Origin of the sequence: Sphingobium sp. (assembly GCF_049304695.1) — a bacterium.
Lineage (GTDB): Bacteria > Pseudomonadota > Alphaproteobacteria > Sphingomonadales > Sphingomonadaceae > Sphingobium.
Genome location: NZ_JBAQOK010000078.1, coordinates 67,585 through 93,664, shown reverse-complemented (window position 1 = coordinate 93,664; position 26,080 = coordinate 67,585). Strand labels below are relative to the sequence as shown.

At 60.4% G+C, this 26,080-nt stretch carries 23 protein-coding genes, 1 tRNA gene and 1 pseudogene; 11 read left to right on the top strand and 14 right to left on the bottom strand.

Annotated elements, in window-relative coordinates; genetic code table 11:
* Positions 1–93: 93 nt before the first annotated feature.
* From WA070_RS13860 to WA070_RS13850, 3 genes are read left to right on the top strand one after another with little or no spacing between them, the layout of a single operon-like run.
* A complete protein-coding gene (locus WA070_RS13860; protein ID WP_422634549.1) occupies positions 94–2,421 on the top strand; it encodes a TonB-dependent siderophore receptor in 2,328 nt (775 codons plus the stop codon).
* A gap of 15 nt (positions 2,422–2,436) precedes the next feature.
* Entirely contained in the window at positions 2,437–3,642 is a 1,206-nt protein-coding gene (locus WA070_RS13855) for a PepSY-associated TM helix domain-containing protein (RefSeq protein ID WP_422634512.1), read from the top strand.
* Positions 3,629–4,402, top strand: a complete 774-nt coding sequence (locus WA070_RS13850) for a TonB family protein (RefSeq protein WP_422634511.1) — start codon at positions 3,629–3,631, stop codon at positions 4,400–4,402. The genes WA070_RS13855 and WA070_RS13850 overlap by 14 nt, the downstream gene beginning before the upstream one ends.
* A 151-nt stretch (positions 4,403–4,553) precedes the next feature.
* On the opposite strand, the gene WA070_RS13845 is transcribed toward WA070_RS13850, so the two are convergent.
* Together WA070_RS13845 and WA070_RS13840 are read right to left on the bottom strand one after the other, a co-directional pair.
* Positions 4,554–4,853 carry a type II toxin-antitoxin system RelE/ParE family toxin gene (locus WA070_RS13845; protein ID WP_422634510.1) on the bottom strand — a complete coding sequence of 100 codons (300 nt, stop codon included), beginning with the start codon at positions 4,851–4,853 and terminating at the stop codon, positions 4,554–4,556.
* The gene (locus WA070_RS13840) at positions 4,850–5,740 is read right to left on the bottom strand and encodes a CopG family ribbon-helix-helix protein (protein WP_422634509.1); all 891 of its coding nucleotides are present in this window, start codon (positions 5,738–5,740) and stop codon (positions 4,850–4,852) included. Before WA070_RS13840 ends, WA070_RS13845 begins: the two co-directional genes overlap by 4 nt.
* Before the next feature lie 214 nt (positions 5,741–5,954).
* Between WA070_RS13840 and WA070_RS13835 the strand changes: the two genes are divergently transcribed.
* The gene (locus WA070_RS13835; RefSeq protein WP_422634508.1) at positions 5,955–7,091 is read left to right on the top strand and encodes a nucleotidyltransferase family protein; all 1,137 of its coding nucleotides are present in this window, start codon (positions 5,955–5,957) and stop codon (positions 7,089–7,091) included.
* A gap of 53 nt (positions 7,092–7,144) precedes the next feature.
* Here the strand turns inward: WA070_RS13835 and WA070_RS13830 are convergent, their stop codons facing one another.
* The 7 genes and pseudogenes from WA070_RS13830 to WA070_RS13800 form a co-directional block, all read right to left on the bottom strand.
* Positions 7,145–8,275: an MFS transporter gene (locus WA070_RS13830; protein ID WP_422634507.1), complete on the bottom strand. Its 1,131-nt coding sequence runs from the start codon at positions 8,273–8,275 to the stop codon at positions 7,145–7,147.
* A 121-nt stretch (positions 8,276–8,396) separates the two neighbouring features.
* Positions 8,397–8,621 (bottom strand): annotated as a pseudogene (locus WA070_RS13825) (IS110 family transposase); the annotation flags it as partial.
* A 255-nt stretch (positions 8,622–8,876) separates the two neighbouring features.
* On the bottom strand, positions 8,877–10,079 hold the full coding sequence (locus WA070_RS13820; RefSeq protein WP_422634506.1) for a DUF2806 domain-containing protein: 1,203 nt from the start codon (positions 10,077–10,079) through the stop codon (positions 8,877–8,879).
* Positions 10,080–10,456: 377 nt separating this feature from the next.
* The gene (locus WA070_RS13815) at positions 10,457–11,221 is read right to left on the bottom strand and encodes a JAB domain-containing protein (RefSeq protein ID WP_422634505.1); all 765 of its coding nucleotides are present in this window, start codon (positions 11,219–11,221) and stop codon (positions 10,457–10,459) included.
* Positions 11,222–11,406: 185 nt separating this feature from the next.
* On the bottom strand, positions 11,407–11,847 hold the full coding sequence (locus tag WA070_RS13810; RefSeq protein WP_422634504.1) for a hypothetical protein: 441 nt from the start codon (positions 11,845–11,847) through the stop codon (positions 11,407–11,409).
* A gap of 77 nt (positions 11,848–11,924) precedes the next feature.
* Positions 11,925–12,251 (bottom strand): hypothetical protein, encoded by a 327-nt coding sequence (locus WA070_RS13805; RefSeq protein WP_066764627.1) that lies wholly within the window; start codon positions 12,249–12,251, stop codon positions 11,925–11,927.
* A 61-nt stretch (positions 12,252–12,312) separates the two neighbouring features.
* Entirely contained in the window at positions 12,313–12,828 is a 516-nt protein-coding gene (locus tag WA070_RS13800) for a sigma factor-like helix-turn-helix DNA-binding protein (protein WP_422634503.1), read from the bottom strand.
* Between the two features lie 258 nt (positions 12,829–13,086).
* Here WA070_RS13800 and WA070_RS13795 point away from each other — a divergent pair, with 258 nt between their 5' ends.
* The 7 genes from WA070_RS13795 (at position 13,087) to WA070_RS13765 (ending at position 21,161) form a co-directional block, all read left to right on the top strand.
* On the top strand, positions 13,087–13,386 hold the full coding sequence (locus tag WA070_RS13795; protein ID WP_422634502.1) for a ribbon-helix-helix protein, CopG family: 300 nt from the start codon (positions 13,087–13,089) through the stop codon (positions 13,384–13,386).
* Positions 13,383–15,473, top strand: a complete 2,091-nt coding sequence (locus WA070_RS13790) for a type IV secretion system DNA-binding domain-containing protein (protein ID WP_422634501.1) — start codon at positions 13,383–13,385, stop codon at positions 15,471–15,473. The genes WA070_RS13795 and WA070_RS13790 overlap by 4 nt, the downstream gene beginning before the upstream one ends.
* On the top strand, positions 15,470–18,424 hold the full coding sequence (gene mobF / locus WA070_RS13785; RefSeq protein WP_422634500.1) for a MobF family relaxase: 2,955 nt from the start codon (positions 15,470–15,472) through the stop codon (positions 18,422–18,424). Before WA070_RS13790 ends, mobF begins: the two co-directional genes overlap by 4 nt.
* A gap of 11 nt (positions 18,425–18,435) precedes the next feature.
* The gene (locus WA070_RS13780) at positions 18,436–19,011 is read left to right on the top strand and encodes a restriction endonuclease (RefSeq protein ID WP_422634499.1); all 576 of its coding nucleotides are present in this window, start codon (positions 18,436–18,438) and stop codon (positions 19,009–19,011) included.
* Entirely contained in the window at positions 19,008–19,544 is a 537-nt protein-coding gene (locus tag WA070_RS13775) for a lytic transglycosylase domain-containing protein (RefSeq protein WP_422634498.1), read from the top strand. The genes WA070_RS13780 and WA070_RS13775 overlap by 4 nt, the downstream gene beginning before the upstream one ends.
* 404 nt (positions 19,545–19,948) lie before the next feature.
* Positions 19,949–20,098, top strand: coding sequence for a hypothetical protein (locus WA070_RS13770; RefSeq protein ID WP_177185005.1), 150 nt, complete (start codon positions 19,949–19,951; stop codon positions 20,096–20,098).
* Complete coding sequence (locus tag WA070_RS13765; protein WP_422634497.1) at positions 20,082–21,161, top strand: tyrosine-type recombinase/integrase; 1,080 nt, start codon at positions 20,082–20,084, stop codon at positions 21,159–21,161. Before WA070_RS13770 ends, WA070_RS13765 begins: the two co-directional genes overlap by 17 nt.
* 71 nt (positions 21,162–21,232) lie before the next feature.
* Here WA070_RS13765 and WA070_RS13760 read toward each other — a convergent pair.
* The 5 genes from WA070_RS13760 to mreC form a co-directional block, all read right to left on the bottom strand.
* Positions 21,233–21,308: transfer RNA gene (locus tag WA070_RS13760), tRNA-Lys, on the bottom strand.
* 134 nt (positions 21,309–21,442) lie between these two features.
* Entirely contained in the window at positions 21,443–22,555 is a 1,113-nt protein-coding gene (rodA, locus tag WA070_RS13755; RefSeq protein WP_422634496.1) for a rod shape-determining protein RodA, read from the bottom strand.
* The gene (gene mrdA, locus WA070_RS13750; protein WP_422634495.1) at positions 22,552–24,654 is read right to left on the bottom strand and encodes a penicillin-binding protein 2; all 2,103 of its coding nucleotides are present in this window, start codon (positions 24,652–24,654) and stop codon (positions 22,552–22,554) included. The genes rodA and mrdA overlap by 4 nt, the downstream gene beginning before the upstream one ends.
* The gene (gene mreD, locus WA070_RS13745) at positions 24,618–25,145 is read right to left on the bottom strand and encodes a rod shape-determining protein MreD (protein ID WP_422634494.1); all 528 of its coding nucleotides are present in this window, start codon (positions 25,143–25,145) and stop codon (positions 24,618–24,620) included. The genes mrdA and mreD overlap by 37 nt, the downstream gene beginning before the upstream one ends.
* On the bottom strand, positions 25,142–26,065 hold the full coding sequence (gene mreC, locus WA070_RS13740) for a rod shape-determining protein MreC (protein ID WP_422634493.1): 924 nt from the start codon (positions 26,063–26,065) through the stop codon (positions 25,142–25,144). Before mreC ends, mreD begins: the two co-directional genes overlap by 4 nt.
* Positions 26,066–26,080 lie beyond the last annotated feature (15 nt).

The following is a 26,080-nucleotide window of genomic DNA, read 5'->3' as shown; positions in this document are numbered from 1 at the left end:
GTGACGATTATCAAGGCCAAAGCGGCTGTATTCCGAGAGCTTCGTGAGGCTGTGATGCCGGCGTTGCTCGCAACAACAGCACTGGTGACAGGCATGATCGTTGTGCCGGCGACAGCCTACGCCCAAGAGGCGCGCAGCTATGATATTCCAGCGGGGCCGCTGGCGGTCGCGCTTAATCGTTTCGGCGAGGCTGTCGATGTCGAGCTTGTCTATGATTCCGCGCTGACCAACGGTGTGTCCAGTCCTGGCCTCAAAGGCAGGTTTGGTACGGCCGAAGCCCTTTCCCGGCTACTCGCTGGAACGGGTCTGACCTTTCGACAGGGCGGCCCGCGCGAATTCACGATCGAACGCGCCCCGCAAACTTCGGGCGGTACGATCCAGTTGGGCCCGGTGCGGGTCGAGGGCCAAACGAAAGCTGCCTCAGGTTCCGCCGATGCGATGCTGGCGAGCGAAGGCACGGCGTCTTATGCGGCTCGCGCCGTGACGATTGGCCGCCAGCTTCAGACGCTGAAGGAAATTCCGAACTCTGTTAGCGTGGTTACGCGACAGCAGATCGAGGATCGCAATCTCAACACCATCGCAGACGCCTTGAAGCAGGTCGCGGGTGTACAAGTTGTTCAATACGGGCTGGGAAATTTCGGCTTCAAGTCGCGGGGGCTGGACATAACGACCGTTCAGACGGACGGTCTGCAAACGGCTGACACTCAGGGCGCCTGGACGACCGACAGCTTCGATACCGCCATCTATGACCGGGTGGAGCTGGTGCGCGGCCCCGCCGGCCTCTTTCAGGGCAGCAGTGAACCCGGCGGCGCCATCAACCTTGTGCGCAAGCGCGCGCTTGCGGAAACGCAGATCGACGGCACGGTGCAGGCAGGATCATGGGACCGCTATCGCGGCGAACTGGATCTGACCGGTGCGCTCGTTTCCGACGGCAGCCTGCGCGGACGCGTCGTCGCGGCCTATGACGATCGCGGCAGCTATATGGACCATGTGTTCGCCCGCAAGATCGTACTGTACGGCACACTGGAATATGATCCGACACCCGACACCACCGTTTCGATCGGCGCGGTCCATCAGGGCGGCCCTTCGCGGCCTATCTTCGGACTGCCCAACTATGACGATGGCGGCCTCTACATGGGGCGACGTGGCGTTTACCTTGGTTCACTGTGGGACCGAAAGCGGGACGATGCGGAACGCTATTTCGTCGATGTCGAACATCGCTTGGGCAATGGCGGCACGATTCGGCTGCGCGGGGATCGGACCGATCGCGCCTATCGTTTCAAATCCGGGGCATTTACGGACAGCTACATCGATCGCGCCACGGGCGATGTCGATATCCAGCAGATCGCCGGCAATGGCCATTCTCGCGACGAGGCAGTCGATCTGGGCCTGACCCTACCGTCGCTGTTCACCAGTGCGGATAGTCTCGTCATCGGCATCAACCATAGCCGTAATTCGACCTATACATTGTGGACCTACGGGCCGGTCATCACCCGCAATATCTTCAATCCCGATCCGACGACGCCTGAACCGATATTCGTCTATGATCCACCGACAACGGCCAGAACGATCCAGACCGGGCTTTATGCCAATGCGCGCTTCAAGCTGATCGACCGTCTGACGCTGACGACAGGCGGCAGGCTGAGTTGGTACAAGGGGTCCGCGAACTGGCAGACCGCCGATCAGAAAGTGTCGGCCAAGCTGGTCCCCTATGCGGCGCTCAGCTATGACGTGATACCGGAGCTGTCGGCTTATGCCAGCTATTCATCGACTTTCGTGCCGCAGGCGAGCGTCGATCGAGACGGGAATCTGCTGAAGCCCCGCACCGGCAATCTGTTCGAACTTGGCCTCAAGGGGGATTTCCTGGAGGGTGCACTGACCGGACACGCTGCCATTTATCAGATCGTCGATCGCAACCGCGCCGTATCGGACCCGGACTTTCCCAATGCGTCCGCGGCGCTTGGAAAGGTCCGCAGCCGAGGCTTCGAGGCGGAAATCGTGGGTGAGCCAGCGCCGGGCTGGAATGTCACCCTGGGTTATGCCTTTACGAAGACCCGTTATCTTACGGCTGACGAAGGGCTTGCGGGCCTCGTCTTCTCTCCCGGCACACCCAAACATGATGCCAAATTGTGGATAGTGCGCGATTTCAGCAAAGCGACCGGTCGCGGTTTCATCCTCGGCGGCGGCCTCAATCTCAGCAGTGGTGTCTATGCCGGGTCAGGCGATCTCAAGTGGCAACAGGATACCTATGCGCTACTCTCTGCCCAGGTCGGGTATCAGTTCAGTGAACAATTCAGCTTGCGGCTGACGGGCGAGAATCTCACCGACCGGAAATACTACACACGCATCGAAGGCTGGTCGCGCCAGAGCTATTTCGGCGATCCGCGCAACGTGATGCTGACGGCAAGGTTTGGACTCTAGGCCGGGTACGGCGACATGCGGGCCATCCTCGTCCATCTTCATCGCTATGCCGGCCTCGCGATGGCGGGTTTTCTCATCATCGCGGGTCTGACCGGTAGCGTGCTCGCCTTTCAGTCGGAACTGGATGCGTGGCTTAATCCGCGCCTCTTCCACGTCGAAGGGCGCTGGCCGGCGCTGCCGCCAACCACGCTGGTGCGGCAAGTTGAAACGGCGATACCGGGTGTTCGGGTCACCTCGATTGCGCCACCGGCATTGATGCATGACAGCGCTCAGATCTTCATCGAGAACGTCGATGGCACCTCTCCAGCAGCCGACAACCTGTTCGTCGATCCAGCGACAGGTACGGTGCTGGGGGGCAGGTTGTGGGGCGCGGCGCGAGTGGATGCACCGCATCTGATCCCCTTCCTCTACCGCCTACACTATTCGCTGCATATACCGGGGAACTGGGGCAACTGGCTGATGGGCGGGATTGCCCTCGCGTGGATGCTCGATTGCGTTGTCGGCTTCTATCTGACGCTACCGCGTGGGAGACCGTTCTGGCGGAAATGGCGGCCGATCTGGCGGATTAAGCGTAGCGCCGGCACCTATCGACTGAATCTCGATCTGCACCGCGCTTCCGGCCTTTGGCTATGGCCAGTCCTGTTTGTGCTTGCGCTCACCAGCGTCGCTTTCAATCTCAATACCGAGGTTTTCCGTCCGATCCTCACGACCTTCCTATCGACCAGCCCGACAATTTGGGACCGGCCAGTCCCGATCGACCCGCCCCTGGCAAGGATTGACTGGGATAACGCGGCGCGGATCGCGAGAGAAGAAGCGGCGAAGCGGGGCTGGCCAGCGCAATCTGTCCAACGGATAGTCTTCGCGCGAGCACAGGGCTTTTATCAGGTTCGCCTGGGGCAGGCCCATGCACCCGGCTTCGGCAACCCGTCCGTAAATGTCGCCAGCGACAGCGGTCACGTCCTTTCCATTGATGAGCCGGGCAAGGGTCTCGCCGGCGATGTGGTGGACGGACTTATCTATCCGGTCCATTCCGGTCAGGTGGCGGGGCTGCCGGGCCGCATCCTGATCTGCATCACCGGTCTCGTCGTCGCGATGCTGTCGATGACCGGCATCATTATTTGGTGGAAGAAGCGAATGCCCCGGATTGCCCGACGCCGAGCGCAGAGGGAATTTACACGAACTGCGTTTGCCACGGCTGGAAAAGCCCATGCTGCTGAGTGAAGCCCGGAGCGATGTCGTGAGTCAGGCACAAAACTTGCTAGCGCTTGAGGCCGTAACACCTCAGGAACCAATGGCGCGTCACGGCTACCGGTCATCAGGCAGCAACCGGTGGATCGGGTTGGGCGGCACGATCCTGATCTATACCATCGGCGCAATCGGCTTTTTCATCACCATCACAGCCACGGTCGGCCAAAAGGCCACGCCTCCGGCATTGGCCATGTTCGATCTCAAGGCTCCCACCTCGCCACCCGAAGCGCCACCGGAGAAGCGGGAAGCGCCCAGGCCAGTCAAGAAAAAGGTGACGAAGCCAGAACCGGCTCCGGTGATGCCCATCGAGCCGACCATGGTCTCGCCAGTGATGGTGCCGAGCCCGGTTGTCAAACCCACGTCCACCGAGCTCGCGCCGCAAGATCTGGAGACGGCAGCGCCGAGGACGGCGCCCGCTCCCCCCGCGCCGCAGGTTTCGAACCCCGCCTCCGACACATGGGAAGGACGGGTGCTCGCACAACTGAATGGGCATCGCCGCTACCCGCGCATCGCACAGGCCCGGCGACAGCAGGGCGTGCCCTACATCCGCTTCGTCATGGACCGGGAGGGCAAGGTGCTATCTGTCCGGCTGGAACGCTCATCGGGCGTTCCCGATCTTGATCGTGAGGCTGTCGCCCTGCCGACGCGCGCGCAGCCACTGCCGAAGCCACCGACGGAGAGGGTCGGCGATACGCTCGAGTTGGTTGTTCCAGTGGAATTCTTCCTGCGTTGAATGGCAGGCTTGCAGAACCTGCAGGCTGTCGCTCGCCGCCGAAATGGGTGTCGTCCGTCGTCCAACAGATAGCTATTCTTCGGACCATGTTCGATAGTGGACTGGTGCCTGTGATGCGTCGTTAGTGAGGTGCGACAAACAGGTGTTCCCGTCATTCTGGCCAATCGTTAGGCAGCCAATTGCGCGAGGTGTGAATGACATGGAGGATCGTCAGCACCGTGTCGTCTTCGTTCAGCGCGTAGGCCACGATGTAAGGGAGGCGGTTGACAGATTTCTCGTAGGTGCCGCTGACACGACCTGGGTGGCCGGTCGCAAACTCGCCGAGCGCGTCGCCTATTTCACTTATCCGCTTTGCGACCCGCCGCGCCGCCGCCAGATTGTCTCGTGCAATATGGACTACCTGCTTTTCGAGATCATCAAGCGCGTCATCCGACCACTGCACATGCCTCATACGGCATTGTTGCCTGCGGCTGCGATTGCAGCATCAATCCGGTCCATCGCTTCTTTGTGCGGTGTAACTCTGCCTGCTTCCATATCAGCAAGCCCCCGTTGGATGCCTTCGATGATCTGCAATTCACGATTCACATAGGCTTCGACAGCTTCGGCAGCGAGATAGGACTTCGTGCGGCGCGTGTTCTGCGCGAGGCGGCCGAGCTTCTCTTTGAGGTCGGGCGTCACCCGAATGGTCATCGTCGTGCTGGCACCCATGTCGCATTCCTCCGGTCGCTGTGTACCTTGTAACACAATTGCCTGCCGATGTCTCGCCTGGATGCCGGCACCGCGATGCCGGATGCGTTGGCAACGATCGCTGTCCGAAATTGATGTGTCTGGTGATTGTGCGCGTTCAGATGCCGTCAGAGTATAGGGCAGATGTCTCGGATGCTTTTCGGACCACATTCCCAGAAGGTGAAGCACGCTTGCGGGATCGTAGATGTCGAAGTCCTTGTCCGGAAACGTATCTCCCTCTCTCAACCATCGCGGAAGATCATCTTCCTTGCGCTCGCGGATTAGCAGCTTTGCTATACTCCTGAAGTTTGCGGCTGTTGACAGGAACTCCATCCGCAATTCGTGATTTTGGCCTGTTGACTGAATCATCTCATAATAGATAGGCCAACCATGACTAACCAAGATTGACCAACCAATCTGTTGGAATATGCCGTCAGCGTCATAAGCCAATTCCGATGACGTTGATGAGTCATCGAGTTGCCCTCTGCCTTCGATAGCTTCGGCGTCGTAGTCCGCGAGTGCTTCCCGTGCCTTGGGATCGTTCACATACTTTTTGAGCATCGCGTAAAATTCGTCGAACGCGAACGGTCGTGGTAATTCTATGTCAGCCATGTCCGCCCGTTTCCGTTCTTCCCGACCCGGCATTGTGACGGCATTTTCTTAAGATATCGGCGGTGCGACGAAAATCAGGCGATAGCCGCCGCCCGCGATGTGTGTTTGCCGTGAGAAGAGGACGAGTCGATTTGCGGAAGCGCCGTTCGGACAGGGAGCATGACTTGATTAATCCTCGCTGGTGGTCGCCGGGGCTGTTCGATACGCAACGGGCATGGGTAAGCTTATACATATCAACGGGGCCCCCGGTGTGGGCAAGCTGACGATCGCGCGTCAGATGGCGATCCGTCTTAATGCGCGCGTGCTCGACAACCATGCGATCTATAATGTTGCGTTCGCTCTGACCGAGTTTCGATCACCCGGCTTTTATGATGCCGTCCGCGCTTCGCGAGCCGCTGCTTTTCAGCAGGTTCTACGCCTGCCCGACAACGAAACGGTGATTTTCACCGACGCCTATTTCGACGATTCAAAATGGGGTTGGGAGAGCTGGGGGACCATCGAGCACTTGGCTGACCAGCGACGGTGGCCATTCTTCTCGGTAGCGCTTGTATGCGAGGCTGCCGAACATCGGCGACGCATCGTGAGCGCGGAACGCGCTGAGCGTGGAAAATTACAAGATGCTTCCTACGTAGACCGGACCGTCACACGCCGCTTGATCGAGAGGACTGGTGACCTCAGTAAGCGCCTCGACATAACGCATTTATCCGCTGATACAGCGGCCTCATTCTTGGCAGATTGGGTCGAAGCAACGACTTCAGGACCCCACCGCAATGTCGCAGCGGCGGATAGCAGATTGAGTTCAATCGTGACGGCTAGTCCCGTCTTAAGCACCATCCTGGGTCGCTGGGATGCCATCGCCTTGCCCGACTGCTGGCTATCGGGCAGCGCCATCGCGCAAACGGCATGGAACGCCGCGTTCGGCCTGTCGCCGGAGTATGGCCTGGCGGATATCGATCTGGTCTATTTCGACGATGCCGATCTGTCGGAAGAGGGCGAGGTAAAGCAAGCGACGCGCATCCGCACCCTGTTTCCCGATGTGCCGCTATGGATCGACGCCAAGAACGAGGCCCGCGTCCACCTGTGGTATGAAGCGAAGTTCGGCTATCCGATTCCACCCTACCAATCGAGCGAACATGCCATTTCAACCTTTCCGACGACAGCCGGAGCGGTGGCGATCCGGCCTGGTGGGGCGGGTCTGTCAATCTTCGCCCCCTTTGGGCTATCCGATCTGCTGAGCTGCACGGTGCGGCCGAACAAGGCTCAGATTACGCAAGCCATCTACGAGGCGAAGGTCGCGCGCTGGCGGAGCTGCTGGCCGGCGCTGACGATCATCGATTGGCATAACCTTTGAAATCCGTGAGGTCTATTTGTACGGAAATCAGGTCAATCTCGGCACTTCGAACTTTAGATTGGTGCTGTGCGCCATCCACCATTGAATATGCGCCATCCTATTACGCCCGCTGCAACGCCCAGCAGGCCACCGACTAGGTAGGCGGTTGGCGCACCGTTCGGGACGAAGAAGCCACCGGCGACATAGCCGCCGATTACGGCCGTGCGCGTCACCGCGCCATAGATCGCGGCTACCTTTCCATGATCAGCGGGCGGGCATTCGGATTGAAGCAGGGTGCGGACAGCGACATTGTGGATGCTGTTCGCGCCCCCGCCCAGAATGAAGGCGACAGCGACGATCGCAAATCCAATCGGCGCGAGGCCGATCAGTAGCATTGTCACGCCCATGACGGTGGCAGTGCCGAACGCGGTCAGGCCGATCCTATGGCCAATGACCTTTTCGGCAAGCCCAGCGCCGATCAACATTCCGCCCGCCCATAGTGCCGTGAGCATTCCGAAGGCGGTCGGCCCGCTCCCCAGTGTCACCATGACGAGGAACACGAAAGCAACGTCGGCAATGGCGGTCGCGAACACTTCGAGGCTGAGCGCGGCCGTCACCACCATCAAGCGTCGATTGCGAAGCAGCGGCAGATAGTCCGCGAACAGGGTTTGTTCCTCCTGATCGCCCCGTTGCGGCTTGCGGCGTAGACCGCTTCCCATCACGACGAGCGCCAGAAGGGCAAAACTGAAGGCATCGACCAAAAGCGTATTGCGCGATCCGATCCATCCTACCAGCACGCCGCCAGCGACAGGACCAGCGAGCATTCCAAGGCTGCGGACCATTTCTAAAAGGGAGTTGGCGCGCGCGAGGGTCATACCCAACCCGCTTGCCAGCACTGGTATCAGCGCGAATGTCGCGGCGCTGCTGACCGTGAACAACACGCTCAACAGCGCGGCCCCTGCTAGCGTGAATGTGGGATAGTGGGCGATGAGCGCGATTACGCCCGCCTGCAGCGCCGATGTAATCACCAGAATGCGTGCCGCGTCCCGGCGGTCAATCAGGCGGCCCGCATAGGGGGCGGCAAAAAGGCCGGGCACCAACTCCATGATAAGCAGCACAGGCACCGCATAGGCCGTCGCTTTCTCGGCGGTACGGACCATCAGCGTCAGCAGCGTGATTTCGTCGCCGATCGTCGAAACTGTCAAGGCGGCAAGAACTAGCCACCCCCAGCCTTGCCGGAACTCAACGCCCACCCACTTGCCCTTCTACATTGGCCTGCTCTTTGCCGGATCGCTCTGCGCAGACGGAATCACGGAGAAGCCGATAGCAGATGGCGGGAAGTCCGGCAGCTTTGAGCTCATGATAGTACCAGGTCGACAAGGGGCCGGTCTCAAACACAATCCGCTCGGCGTCCGGAGCGTGCTTGCGGATATCCTCTGCTAGTAACTTGGGATCGGACGGGCATTTGCCCCGCCAGATCCGTCGGCCGTTCTCCCGAACCGAGATGAAAGTTTCTTTCAGCGATACGTCCAAGCCTATATACTGCGCCACGGCTGTTCTCCGTTCGATGCTTGGGCCCGGTGCAAATCGTGAGCCCGTTTCTCCATCATATCGGGGAACAGCTACCCTCCTGAAATCCGCAGCTTCGTAAATTGCCGACCAGCATCAGGCGAATCGCCCTTCCGCGATTACGCCATGTCATTCATTGTCGGACGAATGAACGTCTGCTCCTGAAAAAAGCAGTCGGACGACCCGCAAAATCCGTACGAGCTGCAAATCTAGTCGCCTATTGCCAATCGCAGCAAATCATTCGCCCGCGTCTTGAGGAGGTTGGTCCGCATAGACAGCATGCTGACCTCTCATCGACTCCAGTTGGTTGGTATCAAAATCGACCAGCTCGCTGATGACGATCGCCGCGAGCGCGCGCGTTTCCTGCGACAATCCGGAGAGGTCGATCGAGGCCGTCACTCCGAACGGATCATCATAATTGGTCTTGGTGTTCCGGTATCGCTGCTGCCGGCACACGCGCACCTGGACTTCGATCCCATCGGCATCCGCGAGTGTCGCGACCAACGACCTGCCAAGGTCCTTTGCAACCCTAGGGGTTAGCCCAAGCGCCTTTTGCAACTCGAGCAATGCATCTGGCGAACCCTCAAAGGTGACGGGGTCGATAAGCTCGCGGTGTGCGCCGTTCATGAGTCCCGCGATGGAACGGCCGACATGCGTCAACCGGACAATCTCAATCTGGGCGCGGTTCGCCGGCGGATAGTAAAAAGAGAGGTCAAACCCGCCGATCACGGCGTTTAGATTTCGCTGGACGTCATTCTTGATCAGCCCCATCTCCAGCATGAGTGACAGGTCGAGGTCTTGTCCGACGTTATGAGCGTGCCGCTCTAGTAATCCGCGCGGTACGGTCTCGAACATCCCCACAACGCCAGCGCAAAGGCGGAACATTTCGAAGCTGTAGGATTCGAAGAACCGCAGGGTATCGAGTGCTCGCGGCGACAGAAGCGCGCGTCCGCGGATCGCTGAGTCGGACAGCGCCTTGGCGAAAATGTCGAGGATCGTCTTCTCGTCGACCTCGGCCGCGTATCGAAAAAACCGACGGAGCCAATCCTGCTCGACGTCACGTTCCTCGCACGAGTCCAACTCGGCCGCGTTATACTCGATCGCCTTTTGTGCCACATATTCGATGGACTGCTGGGTGTGTGCGATTTCGTTGAGCACGCGTCCACGCGCGCGCTCGATCAAGCCGATGCGATGATCGAGCTCCTCAATTTCATGTTTGCGACGCTCTGCGATCGCAGTGCGCTCCCGCGCACGCTCATGCTCGTCGGCAATATCCAGCTTGATCTGTTCGGCCGTCGCGGCATTCACGGCCGCCTTCTTATCGGCCCAGGCCGACAGAATCGTTCGAAGCGCGCTGGTCAATGTCTTCCCGCCGTCCTCGGCGACATTCGCGAGGGCGCCTTCGAGCTTGGCTCCTGGTATCGGTAGTTCGGTTGTCACGCGACCTCCCCTAACACGCTTTCGATACTAGCCACCGCCCGACTCGCTCGCAGGCATCCGTTGCACAAGATCGCGATTTCGCGAATGCAGTTCAAATTGCATCGAAGCCGGCAGCTGAACCTCCGAGAGATCGTTCGGCACATCCGTTTCTGACAACAGCGGTTATTTTGATATCGGCGCTAGCGGCAAGAAAGTCCAAGACCGGGGCATGCACGATGATGCGCGACAATCGGTTGAATTGCGCCGCGGCAGCGTCCTCAATATAGTCCTGTTTTCGGAAATGATTGCAATCCCGCCATGCCGTCGGTTTGCCTGCCTAGGCCAAGTACAGCCGTTCTGCTTTTAATTAATGACGTGTTTGCATCCGCGCCTGCAAGTCAATTTTTCTCTATGCCAAAATAGGCATCGAGCGCTTTTCTGGCCCGAAGCGTCAGCTCAACGAAGTGACGGCGACCGTCATTGGGATCGCTGACCTTTACCAAGAGCCTTGCCTGGCAGAGCTTGTTGAATATACGAAGCGCGGTACTGGGCGTGGCGGTGGAGGAGCTGCATAAGGCGTTCACCGCGATTTTGACACCTTCGGCTTCCTGGATAAAGGCCTCGACCAACATTTCCCAGGCCGGCTCACCGAACAGTTCCGGCGATCCGATCAGGGCGCGACGGAAGCTGCGGCGCTCGCGGACGGCTCTTGCGTTCTCAAGGGCCGCGGGACCTCGATCATAGGGCGATCCAGCTTTGGGCCCCATGCTGTCTTTAAGGACGACATGCGAGCTTTCAGTCGGTCGATGGGGCTGGAACGTGTTGAGGGATGACATGCTCATGGCCCGGGTTGCGGTAACCACGATATGATCAACGATATCGATGTCCAGAGAACGACCTATTTCCGACAAGGTCCGTGTGACGACAACGTCGCTTTCGCTAGGATGCGGATCTCCACTTGGGTGATTGTGGACAAGGATCAATCCGGCAGCCTCGAGTTCCATAGCCCGGCGAAAAATAGTGCGCGGATAAAGTGCCATTTGCCGGAGAGAACCAAGCTGCAGTTGCTCATCGGCGATCAGATGCCCCGCGCTGTCAAGAAATATGACCCGCAAGACCTCATCGGGCAGAGCGCCCATCGAAGCCATCAGATATTGAAGCAAATTGGGGCAGTCTGGACTGATCGGAAGAGAAGCAAATTCCTCCCGCATTCCTTCAAGGAGCACCAGGCGGGCACCCAACAATATCCGGGCGACGGCTGTATGACCGCCAAGCACACGCTCCAGCGACTGGGGGCTTTGAGCGAAAATGCGCCCGAGGCTACGAAATTCGTCGAAGAGGGCGTTTGCTAGCTGGTCTCCATCGACCGGCTCGATGATTTCAATGAAGTCTGCCAGGATGGATCGCTGCCGTTGCGTTGCAGGCGCAGCCGATGTCGCCAGGTTCCGAGGGCCAGAAGCGGCGGGAGAAGCCAGGATGAGGCAACCTGCATCGTCAGATACGCGATCGGATGCATGCTCAGATCCAGCGCCCGGCTGAAATGCGCCAGAAGTGGAAGTATCTGAAGGACGGCAGCCACCATCGGCCAGAACCTGTGCGCCACGATGGCCAGCGAGATCGTCGATGCCGCCGCAAAGAGATCGATCGCAAGATGGCCGGTGTCGACCGTCGCAAAGTGGGCCGGTATGAAGAGGTGAAGAGCCTGATCCATCAGGGCCATGGCTATCAGGATAGCGGCCATAGCCCGTTCCGGCATTCCTCCCTTCCAGATGGCGTATCCGATCGCCATCGACAGGAATATCAGAAACAGGGCAATGCGTAACATTCCGTTTCCAAATCATGTCGATGGCTCCTGGTCAATCGACTTTAGGCAACGGCGGCGAGGTGAGGGGGCGCTACGGCCATCGAAGGACATTCGTGGAGATCGAGACCTGCGGTCTCCTTGCCGATATCGGCAAGTTCGCCATGGGCCCGTAGAACGTCGTTGCTGATATCGATCAGCGACATCTGCGCCTTTGCGAGACGTATGATGGTCGCCTGTCCCGTTTTCGCGGCAACACCGATCTCACGCCGGGCAGTCACGACGCTGGTCATGAGCGTGGAAAGCGCGATGATTGCGTCGTCGATCCGGGCTTCGGCACCAGGCACATCGCGTTGCAAACGGGCTACCGCGAGCGATTCGGAATTGGACATAGTTTCTCCTTCGCCGGAAGCGCGAAGCGCTTCCGGGCAATGTTGGGCCAGATTGTCAGGATTAGTTGGAAACGAGGCGCGTAAGCGTCTCGGCAATGCCGAGGCCCAGAAACACGACGATGACCAGGGCGGTGAGCATAGCCACCATGATCATTATGCGCGCCGGGATGCCGTAATCGTGTCTCCACCCTTCCTGGAACGGCGCCAGAAAATCCTTCCCTATGTCCCCGGTCCTGATGCTGGGCGCGATACTATCGCTCAGCAAAAGAACCGATGACGGGTCGCCGTCCGAAAAGTTGGATGGCACCAGGACAGGCAGCGGGGGAAGCTGCACTGGATCATATGTGACGCGATCATATACACTCTTCAACCTGGCGTAGATGACTGCCGCCTGATCGCGGTCGGCTGCACCGAGAATTTTTCGGGCGGCGGTGATGCGCTGATCGACGGTGGGCTTGGAAATCTGAAGAACCCGTGCGATTTCCTTCGAACTCTTGCGTTCAATAACAAGGTCGAGGCAAGCGCGATGCTTGTCAGTAAGGCGTGACCAGCGGGAGAGGTCGTCTGATTCTTCCACTGATGCCTTCCTCCTGCCCAAACACGCGATCTGGCAATGCGCAATCTCCGCACGCGATCAAGGCGAATCGCCGCGAAGAAGCATATCCATACTCCTCGCTTGAAACACCCCGCGGTCGGTAACAGCCGAAAAGCGTTTCTATAATTCTTCTGGCTAGAGATTTTTGAATTCTCGTAACTTGCGTCGCGAATGCGGATTCGGTAACATGCCAGAGCTTCATGACATCTGCGAAGGTCTCCGAACAAGGAGACACTTCGCTTGCCCAAGCTCAATTTCCGTCTAGATGAGTCGCTACATGCTGCCTTGATGCGCCGTGCTCGCGGTGCGAACCTGTCCTTGTCCGGCTTCATACGGCAACTGCTTGAGCAGGCGGTCGACGAACGCAAGCGCTACGTCTTCTCCTCCCAGGACGAGATTCTCGCCACTTCGATCCAGATATTATCGATCGTCGCGACGTCCGTCGGCGAGCAGTCTCCCAAGGCGCTCGAGCAGGGGATGGCGCAAGCCCGCGCTATTCTCGCCGAACGCGGCCTGCTCGGTGGGGACGATCTCCCATGAGCATCTTCCGCAACGATATGCTGGGCTCCTGGACGCGCGGCGGGCAGGCGATCGTCCACAACGTCCGCATGACCACACAGGTCTTTTACCAGACGATATTAGCCGGCTTCATCATCTGGATCATCGGCACGCTTTGGTATGCGTTCGAAAAATCGACCGAATATGAGCGTTTCGTTCTGCTCAAGCTGGTCGAGGCGACGATCAAGGTCGATGCGGCTGGCGGGACCAATGACCCGGTACAGTTTCGCACGCCGGAAGGCCTGGATTACTGGACTTCGGCGGACTGGCTGGTCGCCTCGGCGCTCGCGACGAAGACCCTGCGGTCTTTCGAGGGCTATCTGCTGCACGGGGCGCTAATTTCGGGGCTGTTCGCGTTTGTCATGCTCGCCTGGGCGTGGTTCTATTTCACGCGGACGGGCAGGGGGCTCGGCTCCAACGAATATCTACGCGGCGCGCGCTTCGGCACCATCCGCCAGGTCCGACGTGCGCTGTGGGGCCAGAAAAAGGGACCGCTCGTGATCGGGGCCGTTCCAGTTCCCGAAGCCTTCGAGCCCGAGCATATCCTGCTGTGCGGCGCTCCGGGTACCGGCAAGACCAATCTCATCGTCGGCATGCTTGAGGGTATCCGCAAATCAGGCCGTCGCGCGATCGTCTATGACACCGCCGGCACCTTCGTCGAGAAATTCTATCGGCAAGGCACCGACATGCTGCTCAACCCGCTCGACCAGCGTACGGCGCGATGGTCGCCCTGGGTCGATGTGCCGCGCGACTATCATTATGATCAAATCGCCGAGTCGACGATTCCCGACAAGCATGGCGATCCCTTCTGGGCGAAGGCTGCGCGGGGCACGCTGGTCGCGGTCATGCGCAAACTCGCGCGTCAGAAGCATACCTATGTTTCGGTACTGCTCGATCGGCTCTTGCGTTCGAAGCTCAAGGATCTGGCCGCCTTCGTCACCGGCACGGACGCCGCAGCCTTCATCAGCACGGAAGGCGAACGGACATCCGCCGGTATCCAGGCCGAACTCGCCTCGGTCATGCGCAGCTTCAGCTATCTCGACGATACCGAGGACGGCTTCTCGATCCGCGACTGGGTAGAGAAAGGCGCGGAGGGGAGCTGGCTCTTCATCACCGTGAAAGCCGATCAGCTTCCCTCGCTGCGACCGCTGATCACGGTGTGGCTCGATATCGCGATCAGTGCGATCATGAGCCTGGCGCCGGATCGCGACCGGCGGCTCTATTGCGTGATCGACGAACTGCCGACACTGCATAAGTTGCCGTCGCTTTCGGACTTTCTTGCGCGGGCCCGCAAATATGGCGGATGCGGCATATTAGGATTCCAGTCCTATCCACAGCTCAAGGCGACCTACGGCAAGGAAGATGCCGCGGCGATCACCGGCTATTGCTCGACCTGGGTGGCGCTGCGGGCGAATGATACGGATACCGCCGATCATGTCTCGATCAACCTTGGTCAGGTCGAACAGGTCGAGGCCAATGAGGGCATGTCCTATGGCGTCAACGACATGCGCGACGGCGTCAACCTGTCGCGCATGCAGGTGACACGGCCGCTGGTCATGCCGACCGAGGTCACCAACCTGCCCAATCTGGTGGGCTTCCTGCGCTTCGGCCGCAATTTGCCTGTGGTCCGGTTCGATAGCCGGTTCAACAACATTCCATCGCTGGGAGAGGCCTTCGCCGAACGTACTGATCCGCCCGCCCAGATCGACAAGGCGCAAACACTCGTTCGCATTGCCCACGCCGAATCTCGGGTCCGTGAAGCCATGGAGCGCGAGGCTGCGCAGACGCCGCCAGCCCCCAACGCCGGAGAAAAGCCGTCGAAGAAGCCCCCGGTATCCCAGGAGACGCCAACGCCGCCTTCACCACAGCCGGATCTGTTTAGCCCTCCGGCGCCCGATATCGATCCGCAGCGGGTCGAGGACATCCTGCTGAATGAAGATCATGCCGAGCTTCCGGCTCCCGCGCGAACCCTGTGGACCATCCTTGCCGGCAAGCAGGGAGAAATCCGCTCCGAACTTGTCCAGCATGGCCATGAAGATGGGCCGCGTGAGCAGGCGAGGCCGGCATGATCCAGCCCCAGCGTCTCCATGGTCGGCCCGCCAACATTGCCCGCTATTATACGGTCGGCGACTATTACACCAAAAGTGGGAACGAGCCTTCGGAATGGGCCGGCAACCTCGCGGCTGATCTTGGGCTGTCAGGCGCGGTCGATCCGAAGCTGTTTCGCGACCTTCTGACTGGCAAGGTTGGCGACCAGCAACTGGGGCGCCATCGCGCCGATGGGCAGATCCAACACCATCCCGGCTGGGACTTCGCGGTCAACGCGCCAAAGTCCGTGTCGATCATGGCGCTGGTAGCCGGGGATGAACGCGTGCTTGCCGCCCATGAGGGAGCGGTGACCACCGCTATTTCCTATCTGGAGGAACAGGCACAGTTACGCCGCCGGGACGAAGGCAAAATCGTTCACGAAACCACCGGTCGCATCCTCGTCGCGCGCTTTACCGAACATGGCAGTCGCGAACTCGATCCCCATCTCCACACCCATCTGGTCGTCCTCAACATGACCAACCGTGAACCCGGCGATCCCATGGCTAGCCTGGAAAGCAGGGTCATGTATGGCGAACAGCGCGTCGCGGGTCAGCTCTATCGCAATGCCCTGGCCTTCGGGTTGCGCGAGGCGGGCTATGAGATCGACACCAATCCGCGATCGGGCCTCTTCGAGATACGCGGTGTTCCCGTTGATCTGATTCAACAATTCTCGCAGCGCGCCGAGGCGATCGAGGAACATGCCCGCGAACACGGGCTGGTCGGGCAGAAGGCCCAGCGCGCCTCATTCTACGCCACGCGCAAGGCCAAGGTGAAGATCGGCAAGGATGACCTTGTCGCACGGTGGCACCAGCGGACCGGGCTACGGCTCGACGCGCTTCGGTTGATCACCGACGAAACGCATGAGCGAGAAGGCAGGCACCTGCCACCCACCGAACGGGAGGCATCGCGTGCCGCGCTGTTCGGCTTGCGGCAATTGGAGACGACGGAAGCGGTCAACAATCTGGGCGATATTCTGCGCACTGGTCTCGCCGCCCATGTCGGCGAAGTCCGGCTCGAGGATATCCGTCCCCGGATTGAAAACCACGAACTGGTGCGCAAGCTGCTGCCGACCCATGAGCAGACCGGCGACAAGATACTGACGCGCGGGAGAACCAGTCGCAAATCCTGGCGGCTGGAACTGGCGCTCACCCAGCATATCGCGCTCGGCCTGAATGATGCTCGCCCGATTGCCTCAAGTGATCGATTACTTACCGTGCTGGAGGGGACAAGCCTCAACAAACAGCAGCAGAATGCCCTTCTCGAGACGGCGCTGGCACGCGATCGCATCACCGCCATCCACGGTGTCGCGGGATCCGGCAAATCGACGCTGGTCAGAGTGTTGGGAGAGGCGGCTGAGCCCGGCACGACCTTGATCGCCTTGGCGCCCACATCTTCGGCGGCCGCCGAACTTGGCAAGAAGGCAGATATCGCCTCCTATACTGTTGCTGGCTTCGTCGCGCGAGGCGGGCAGGGAATCACCGACCGTCATGTGCTGGTCCTCGACGAGGCTGGGCAACTGAGTAACCGCCAGGCACAGCGGCTGCTTGAAATCAGCAGGACGACGGGCGCACGATTGCTGCTGCTGGGCGACGAGAAACAGACTGGCGCCATCGAGCAGGGCAAGCCGTTCTGGCTGATGCGCAAACTGGGCCTGCCGACGGTCGAACTTACCGAGGCCGTGCGTCAGGAAACCAAATCGATCAAGGCGGCCGTCACTGCCGCACGCTCGGGCAACTTCGCCGAGGCATTGGCAAAGCTCGATAGCGTCAGCACTGTCACCGACAATGAGAAGATGGCCGAGCAGGTCGTCCATGCCTGGATACGGCTCAAGCCGGACTCGCGGGCCGGCACCAATATTCTCGTCCTCGACAATGCGACCCGCCTTATCGTCAACAGCAAGATTCGCGATGCGCTGAAGGATGAGAATGGTCTCGCCGCCCAGGACAGCCGACTGTCCATCCTCGCACCCGCCGGCCTGACCGACATTGAAAAGCATATGGCGCGTTTTTACGGCTCTGGTCAGATCGTGCGTTTCGCCCGCGATATCGTCGGTCTCGGTGTCGCCCGCAATGCCGATTATCGCGTCGTCGGACTGGGGCGTGAACCCAATGGCCGGCAGGTCGTGCGCCTCGTCGATGAGCAAGGACGCACAATCCGATGGGATCCGCAGACCACCGGGGCCCGGCACATCAACATATTCAATCCGGAACATCGTGATCTTACGGAGGGCGACCGTATCCAGTGGCGTCTCGTCAACCGTGAACTGGATCTGCGCAACGCCGAGCGTGGGACCGTGGAAAAGCTGGAAGGGGCGCTGGGAACGATCCGCTGGGACCGGGAGGGACGTGTGCAAACTGTCGATCTCTCCGAACACAGGACATGGGATCACGGCTATGCCGAGACCGTTTATTCCGCCCAGTCCAAGACCTATCCGCGCGTCTTCGTTCTCGCCCCGGTCGAATCGCCGCTGGTCAACGCCCAGAATTTCTACACGGCCATCACCCGCGCGGCCTTCGGCGCGAGGCTTTGGACCAACGACGTCGAGGCGTTGATCGCCAAGCTCGAGCGGCAGTCGGGCGAGAAAACATCTTCGTCGGAAGGGTTGGGGCGGCTGAAGGCAGACCGTGTCGATGCACTCTCTAACCGCCATGGACAGCATCTGGCCAATCTCAAGGCCGAACAGGAGCAATTGCGCGCACAACGCCGAGATCGCATGCTCGAACGGCATCTTGATCGCCGGGAGCGTCCGCCGCGCGGCGCCGCCGAACATCTCGCCGAGGGCGCGCGCAGTATTGCACAGGTCCTAGACCACTTCCTCGAGGGCATTCTCGACCGCGCCCGCACCGATCGCGGGGCACCGGACAATCAGCCGACGCGGCCAACGCCATTTCCTGTCCATCACCCCGAGCCGTCTCACGGTCCCGAGCGATAAGGTCCTTTCCCATGCTGTTTATCCTGTCCGCGCTGCTGCTCATCCTTCTGGCTTTTTTCGTCCGTCGATTTCGGGTGCCCGTGAAGCATCGCTGGCGGAGGCGGCAGGCCAGGGCCATGGCGGCCCAACTTCGCGGGCGGGACCGGTTGCAGCCGCCACAACTCCTTTATGCCCGCCTGCGCGCCATGGACCCGCTCGCGTTCGAGGAGCTTCTGCTCGAAAGTTTCGAGCGCCGTGGTCACAAGGTCATTCGAAACCGCCGTTACACCGGTGATGGCGGGATCGATGGACAGGTGGTCATCAATGGCGCAGTCTGGCTGATCCAGGCCAAGCGCTATGCTGATACGATTCGGCCGGAACATGTCGCGGCATTTGACGCGCTCTGTCGCACGAAGGGGCGGCGCGGCCTCTTCATCCATACGGGACGGACCGGGCTGCAAAGCCGGGCCGCCGTCGCGCATGGCAGCACTATCGAAATCATTCCCGGTCGCGCGCTTCTCGCCTTGCTGACAGATGGGCCGTTTCCAGACTTCACCGGCATAGGGCACCATGACCGAGTGGCGTCAAAGGCGATGAGGGGTGTATGATGCGTTTCGTTCCCTATCTCATCGGTATATTGCTGTGCGGAGTGATAATTTCACCGTCCTTGGCGCAGGCCAGGACGCGCAATCCGGATGAGGAACGTCTGATCGGTGCGTGTATCCGCAAGGCCTCACTTGGCAGGCCCTGGCTCGAAAAGACGCTCTGGGGTTTGCGCGACCAGGAGGCAGGCTGGATCGGCGCCGAGGTCGCCAACACCAACGGCACCCATGACCTGGGGCCCTTGCAGATCAACAGTTGGTGGGTCGGACGCATCGCAGCGCATATCGGCCGGCCCAAAGCCCATGTGCGTCATTGGCTCCGTTTTGATCCCTGTTTCAACGCCGAGGCCGCACGGTGGGTGTTTCTGTCCGCTCTGCGGACGACGGGGGACTATTGGAAGGCCGTTGGCGTCTACCACAGCCCGACAACGTGGCGTCAGCGAAACTATATCGCCTCTGTGGCCATGCACCTGAGCGGAAGGTTCGGGAACGATGTGTTCGTGCCTGGAACTTCGCCCGCTACCGTACAACTGAAATGAGAGCACTAACGAATAACCGCCTTCAACTTACTAAAAAATATGATATTATTACTTTTGCTTCGTGACATCGCGTGGGTGCTCCAGTGAGGAGCGCACAATGCGTTTTGCCATCTTTCGGACTTCGGGGCCGACTCTTGTCCCAGTGGGAGTTGCAGCGACTATCGTCCGCTGCCCGGACGCTGAGGCCCATCCATCTACAGCGGCGCTCAACTGGATACGGCGCTCTTCGTCACAGCCAGATATAACGTCAGATCTCACCAACCGGCTCGCCAAGGGAGGGAGTGGGGAGTGCGCCAGGCAGGGGAACACGAGTTGGGTTCGCGTCCTGCGGTCTTTGGCAGCGTGCTGTGGCCGGACAGCGTAAATCCTCACCACGACGCCACAGTCTCGCCCAGGCCATCCGTATGGCCTGCGAGGGTGGACTGACGATCGTGCGCACCGAGATCCACCCTGATGGGCGGATCATCCTCGTGCATCTGGAAACGGAACCATCCGCGGTTTCGTCGACCCCGTTCGACGAATGGAAGGCGCGGCGCGATGCGCGTCAATCTTAAAGGTGTCCACAGGGTACGCAAGAAACTGGCAAGCGGCCTATACGCAACCTACTATTATGCGTGGCGTGGAGGGCCCCGCATCGAGGCCAAGTTCGGCACACCGGAATTCCATCAGGCTTATGTCACAGCGCACCATGAGCGAAAAAGCAGGCCCAAACCAAGCGACACGCTCAACGGCGTGTTTCGGGCTTTCGAGCAATCCACCGATTATACCCGTCTCGCTCCCCGCACCCGCAAGGACTATGGGAAGCATCTGAGATTCATCGAAACGGAGTTCGGAGACTTTCCGATAGGCGCACTGGGTGACCCGCGCACGCGCGGCGAGTTTCTGGCTTGGCGCGATCGCATTGCCGGCACATCGGAACGCACGGCGGATTATCGCTTTGCGGTTTTGGCGCGGATTCTTGCATGGGCGCTTGATCGCGGACTGGTCATCGCCAACCCCTGCAAACGGCCCGGCCGTCTATATCAATCCGGCCGCGTCGATTCCGTCTGGAAAGATGGTGACGAGGACGCCTTCTACAAGCACGCGCCGCCCCACCTCCATTTGGCCATGACGCTCGCATTGTGGACAGGGCAGCGTCAGGGCGATCTCATCAACCTGCCCTGGGCGGCGTATGACGGCGCGGAAATCCGTCTCACGCAGAGCAAGACAAAGAGCAAGGTGAAGAACCGCAAGCCCAAGCGGGTGATCGTTCCTGTGGGAGCACCGCTCAAGCTTGCGCTGGACGCTTTGAAGGCCCGCTACGACGTCGAGGGGAAGTCGTTGCCGGCAACGATCCTGCTCACCGAACGCGGGCAATCCTGGACGAGTGACGGCTTTCGGACATCGTGGCGCAAGGCGTGTGTGAAAGCCGGTGTCGCTGGTCTCACTTTCCATGACCTGCGGGGCACTGTCGTGACCCGCCTCGCGATCGCAGGAGCGAGTGTTCCGCAGATCGCGACGATCACCGGGCATAGCCTCAAGGACGTCGAGACGATCCTCGATACGCACTATCTCAAGCGGGATTCCGAGATGGCGGAAACGGCCATTTCGAAGCTCGAAAACCGGAGGAAATTGTAAACCAAGCTGTAAACTGGAGGGGGTGGGTCCAGCTTTCGACCTCAAACTGGCCTCTAAGCCTTTGAAAGATATGGTGGACGCACTTGGGCTCGAACCAAGGACCCGCTGATTAAGAGTCAGCTGCTCTACCAACTGAGCTATGCGTCCACACCGGCATCGGACTGTCTGAACTGATCAGCGTCCGTTGGCGTGGGCGGGCAATTAGCAGCGTCGTTGGGATTCGCAAACCCTAAATCGTTATGCGGCCTATAAAAATCGCTCGGGCCCGACGATCGGTGCGATCAGCCCCAATTGCCCGGTTGATTTCCGCGCCTGTTCGCCCGGTCTATTGCCATGATGATGCCGATGCATAGCATCACCGTCAGCATCGACGATCCACCATAGGACATGAAGGGCAGGGGGATGCCGACGACGGGGGCCAGGCCCATGACCATCATGAGGTTGATCGCGACATAAAAGAAGATGGTGGTGGTGAGGCCCGCCGCGACGAGACGGGCATATTTGTCCGTCGATCGCATCGACACGCGCAGCCCCCAGCGGAAGAGCAGCATGAATGCGCCGATAAGCAAGATGCCGCCAGCCAGCCCCCATTCCTCCGCCATGGTGGCGAAGACGAAATCGGTGTGACCTTCTGGCAGATAGTCGAGATGGCTTTGGGTTCCCTGAAGGAACCCCTTGCCCCAGACGCCGCCCGATCCGATCGCGATCTTTGACTGGCTGATATGATAGCCTGCGCCAAGCGGATCGCTTTCGGGGTCCATGAAGATGAGGACGCGGTTTTTCTGATAGTCATGCAGGAAGCTGAAGGCGATCGGGACGACGGCCATGAGGGCGAGGCCTGAACCGACAAACAGGCGCATGGGAAGGCCCGCGAGGAACATGACGGTAATGCCGCCCGCCAGGATCATCGTGGCGGTCCCCAGATCGGGCTGTATCAGCACCAACGACCATGGCAGGCCGATCAGTACGAGTGCAGGCCAGATGGCGTTCCAGCGCCGGATTTCGCCGACCGGCAACATGGAATAAAAGCGTGCGACCGCCAGAACGATGATTGGTTTCATAAATTCCGATGGCTGCAATTGCATGAAGCCCAGATTGATCCACCGCTGGCTGCCGCCTGCGACACCGCCGATCAGTTCGACCAGAAACAGCGCGACCAATACCGCGCCATAAGCAGGAAAAGCGAAGCGGGCGAAGATTTCCAACGGAATGCGGCTGAGGACCAGCGCCATGCCGGAGAAGATACAGAAGCGGACGCCTTGATTGACGGCCCATGGAAAGATGCTGCCGCCAGCCGCGCTGTAGAGGACGAGCGTGCCGAAGATCGCAATCGCCAGCAGGAGCGCCAAAACGCGCCATGGGAATTGGGTCAGGGGCTTTGGGACGATGCTCATGGCGTGCCTGCTGCCGGGGGAACGTCGTCGTCTTCGGCAGTGGCGGGAGGCGCGGCGGCGGGGATGGGTACTGCGGCATTGTCCGCGCTGGCGGCGTTTGCGGCGGGGGCTGGCGCTGGTGGCGGGGCTTCGCCCTTTTCGATGGCGCGTGCCAGGCGAAAGGCTGCCATTTGCCGCGCCTGTCGCTCAGTCGGCGTGCCGCCCCAGCCCTTTTCCAGCGTTTCCAGCTTCTCCACCGCCTTCTTGGGATCGAACAAATAGGACAATGTGTCGCTCGCGATCATCGGCGCGTCTTCGTTGCGGATCATATGACCGCCATGTTCGATGATGCAGGCGACGGCGTAGCGCGGATTGTCATAGGGTGCGAACCCCTGAAACAGGGCGTGATCGCGCAGCTTGAAGGCGAGCGAACTGTTGCCGCGCACGCCGCCTGCGCGTTCGGACATGGTGATGCGCCGCACCTGCGCCGTGCCGGTCTTACCCGCGATCAACACGCCGGGAATGGACATGCGCGCCGCGCCGCCGGTGCCGCCGCCATTGACGACGGCGTTCATGGCTTCGCGGATGACGACCAGATGTTCGGGCGTCGCGCCGACCGGTTCGGGCGCGGGCCTTTTTGCGCCGTGAATGAAGTTGGGCATCAACTGCCTGCCGGTTGCGAGGCGGGAGGCCATCACCGCCATCTGCAATGGGTTGATGAGCATATAGCCCTGACCGATGGTGGCGTTGACGGTGTCGTACACCTGCCATTTCTGATTATATTTGCGTAGCTTCCATGCCGGATCGGGTACGGTGCCGAAACTCTGGCTGCGGAAGGGCAGGTCGAATTTCTGGCCCATGCCCACGCGCCGGGCCATGCCCGCGATCCGGTCCATACCGACGCGCTGGGCCATTTGATAGAAATAGATGTCGCAGCTTTGGGCGATGGCGGTGCGCATGTTCACGCTGCCGTGGCCACGCCTTTTGTGACAATGGAACAGGGTGTTGCCGACGCGGATCGCGCCGGGGCAGTTGACGGATTCCTGCGGGCCTATTCCTGCCTCCAGCAGCGCAAGCGCTACCATTGGCTTGACCGTCGAGCCTGGCGGATAGAGACCTTGCAGCGTTTTGTTGCGCAGGGGGACATGATCGTCCTTCGACAGCATGTCCCATTCCAGATGGCCGATGCCGTCGGAAAAGCTGTTGGGGTCGAAGCTGGGCATCGACGCCATCGCCAACACGTCGCCATTGGCGCAATCGATGACGACGATCGATCCGCTTTGGGTGGCGAGGCGGCGGCCGGCATATTCCTGTAGGCCCGCGTCGATCGTCAGCTTGATCGCGTTTCCGGGGGAATCCGGTCGCGTGGTGAGTTCGCGCACGATTTTGCCGCGCGCAGTCACTTCCACACGCTTGGCACCGGGCTTGCCGGTCAGGTGCTGGTCGAATGCGCGTTCGAGGCCATCTTTGCCGACTTTGAAACCCGGCGTGATGAGCAACGGATCCTTGCGTTCCTTATACTCCTCCGCCGTGGCTGCGCCGACATAGCCGAGCAGATGGCCGACGGTGGATCCGGCGGGATAGTACCGGGAGAAGCCCTGGCTGGGCGCGACGCCGGGCAGGTCAGGCAAGCGGACGCTGACGGCGGCATATTGATCGTAGGTCAGTTTGTCGGCGACCTGCACGGGGCGGAAACCGGCGGACTTGTCCAGTTCTTCGCGGATACGATCGACCTCGTCCGACTCCAAACCCAGAAGTTGGGCCAGATGTTGAACGGTTGCTTCGGCATCGACCACCCGCTGCGGGATCAGATCGACGCGAAAGTCGGTGCGGTTGTTGGCAAGCGGCAGGCCGTTGCGGTCGATGATCCAGCCCCGGCGCGGCGGAATGAGCGTCAGGTTGACCCGGTTGCTTTCCGACAACAGACTATATTTGCGGTTTTCCGCGACGCTGATCCACGCCATGCGCGCAGCGAGCATTGCCCCTACGCCACCCTGAAGTGCGCCGACGACCATGGCGCGGCGGGTGAAGGTGAAGGTCTGGGCAGCTTCAGTAATGATCTTGCGCTTGGAACCGGAGAATTTCATGCCATCACGCGCCAGCGGTCGATCCGTGCGCATTGCCGGACGACGAAGGGAAACAGCAATATCGTCCAGAGCATCTGGGGTGCAACCAACGAGAATCTCACCTGACCTGCGCCGGTAATCCGCACGAAGAACAGACCACCAGCGATGCAGAAGATAATGCCAAGCGCTGCAATTAGCCAGTCCTGCCGATAGCTGCGCCAGATCATGCGATGTTCGATCGCGTCTATGCCCATCAGCATCACCGTCCACAGGAACATGGCCGATCCGATCGGCTGGCCGCTCAACATGTCATCGAACAGACCGAGCGGCAGGCCGATCCATGCGCGCCACAGGTCGGGCCGCAGCAGCCGCCAAGATAGCAGCAACAACAGGCCAAAGGGCGGCATGACCGGCGCCTGCGCGATGAGCGGCAAGGCGGTGATGGTCGATCCCAGCATCACTGTCGCGACAGGAATGCCGCCCAGACGCAGGCGGGATGGATAGCGGCCAAGGCGCGGTACGTGGTTGAGGTGCCGGTCGATCATGGCCCTGTGACGCCGACGGGCGGCGGTGGAGCGGCGGTTTGGCTTTGCGCAGGAGCAGCAGGATCCCCGCGTGTCACCACCTGTTCAAATGCGCGTTCCACCACGACCGCATCGACGCGAGAGGGGTTGGCGAGCGGCACGCCCCAGGCAATTTCGCCCTGTACCCGCACGATGACGGCAACCGGGATATTGGGCTGATAGATGCCACCAATACCCGAGGTGACAAGCAGGTCGCCCAGCTTGAAGGGATTGCGACCCGCCGTCAGCGCGCGGATTTCAAGCGATCCGTCGCCCCCGCCCGTTGAGATGGCGGGCACGCTGTCATTGGCGCGGCGAACGGGCACAATATTATTGGGATCAGTCAGCAGCTGGACTTCGGAGGTGTTGGGAGTGGTGCTGTGGATGCGTCCGATCAGCCCTTCGGCCGCGCGAACGGGCATGCCGGTCTTCACATTCTGCCAACTGCCCGCGTTCAGACGGGCGAAGCGCCGTGCGCTGGAAGAAGAGGACGCGATAAGGCGCGCGGTCAGCAATTCGCTGCGGTCTTCATCGACGAGGCGCAGCAGGCGTTTGAGGCGCACATTTTCCTGCGCGATCGCTTTGGCTTCGATACTGCGGTTGCGGTCGGCTTCGACCTGACGTCGCAGCGCGATATTCTGCCCGCCCGCCCGCCAATAGGCGGCCAGCAGTTCATCAGTGGACGCGACACCGCTGACCATATTCTTAAGGCCCGTGGACAGCGGACGCGTCAGTTCCGCCGTTAGGGTACGGATGCCGGCGAAACCGGTAGGATCGAATATCGATAAGACGACCAGCAGCAAACCGATAGCCGCGCCGGTGACTGCCACGACATAGCTGGCGAACAGGCTATATTGCGCCTTCCGGTTTACTCCGGGGCGGCGGCTGGTTGGCCGCGCCATCTACGCTTCCCCTTC

Excerpts from the sequence above, each read along its gene's own strand:
- rodA (WP_422634496.1), bottom strand. The coding sequence starts at position 22,555 with ATGAGCATCGTCCCAAAGCCCCTGACCCAATTCCCATGGCGCGTTTTG.
- WA070_RS13790 (WP_422634501.1), top strand. The coding sequence starts at position 13,383 with ATGAGCATCTTCCGCAACGATATGCTGGGCTCCTGGACGCGCGGCGGG.
- WA070_RS13855 (WP_422634512.1), top strand. The coding sequence starts at position 2,437 with ATGCGGGCCATCCTCGTCCATCTTCATCGCTATGCCGGCCTCGCGATG.
- mreC (WP_422634493.1), bottom strand. The coding sequence starts at position 26,065 with ATGGCGCGGCCAACCAGCCGCCGCCCCGGAGTAAACCGGAAGGCGCAA.
- WA070_RS13780 (WP_422634499.1), top strand. The coding sequence starts at position 18,436 with ATGCTGTTTATCCTGTCCGCGCTGCTGCTCATCCTTCTGGCTTTTTTC.
- WA070_RS13845 (WP_422634510.1), bottom strand. The coding sequence starts at position 4,853 with ATGAGGCATGTGCAGTGGTCGGATGACGCGCTTGATGATCTCGAAAAG.
- mobF (WP_422634500.1), top strand. The coding sequence starts at position 15,470 with ATGATCCAGCCCCAGCGTCTCCATGGTCGGCCCGCCAACATTGCCCGC.
- WA070_RS13765 (WP_422634497.1), top strand. The coding sequence starts at position 20,082 with ATGCGCGTCAATCTTAAAGGTGTCCACAGGGTACGCAAGAAACTGGCA.
- WA070_RS13850 (WP_422634511.1), top strand. The coding sequence starts at position 3,629 with ATGCTGCTGAGTGAAGCCCGGAGCGATGTCGTGAGTCAGGCACAAAAC.
- WA070_RS13840 (WP_422634509.1), bottom strand. The coding sequence starts at position 5,740 with ATGGCTGACATAGAATTACCACGACCGTTCGCGTTCGACGAATTTTAC.
- WA070_RS13835 (WP_422634508.1), top strand. The coding sequence starts at position 5,955 with ATGGGTAAGCTTATACATATCAACGGGGCCCCCGGTGTGGGCAAGCTG.
- WA070_RS13775 (WP_422634498.1), top strand. The coding sequence starts at position 19,008 with ATGATGCGTTTCGTTCCCTATCTCATCGGTATATTGCTGTGCGGAGTG.
- mrdA (WP_422634495.1), bottom strand. The coding sequence starts at position 24,654 with ATGCGCACGGATCGACCGCTGGCGCGTGATGGCATGAAATTCTCCGGT.
- WA070_RS13860 (WP_422634549.1), top strand. The coding sequence starts at position 94 with ATGATCGTTGTGCCGGCGACAGCCTACGCCCAAGAGGCGCGCAGCTAT.
- WA070_RS13810 (WP_422634504.1), bottom strand. The coding sequence starts at position 11,847 with ATGGCGATCGGATACGCCATCTGGAAGGGAGGAATGCCGGAACGGGCT.
- WA070_RS13770 (WP_177185005.1), top strand. The coding sequence starts at position 19,949 with ATGGCCTGCGAGGGTGGACTGACGATCGTGCGCACCGAGATCCACCCT.
- WA070_RS13805 (WP_066764627.1), bottom strand. The coding sequence starts at position 12,251 with ATGTCCAATTCCGAATCGCTCGCGGTAGCCCGTTTGCAACGCGATGTG.
- mreD (WP_422634494.1), bottom strand. The coding sequence starts at position 25,145 with ATGATCGACCGGCACCTCAACCACGTACCGCGCCTTGGCCGCTATCCA.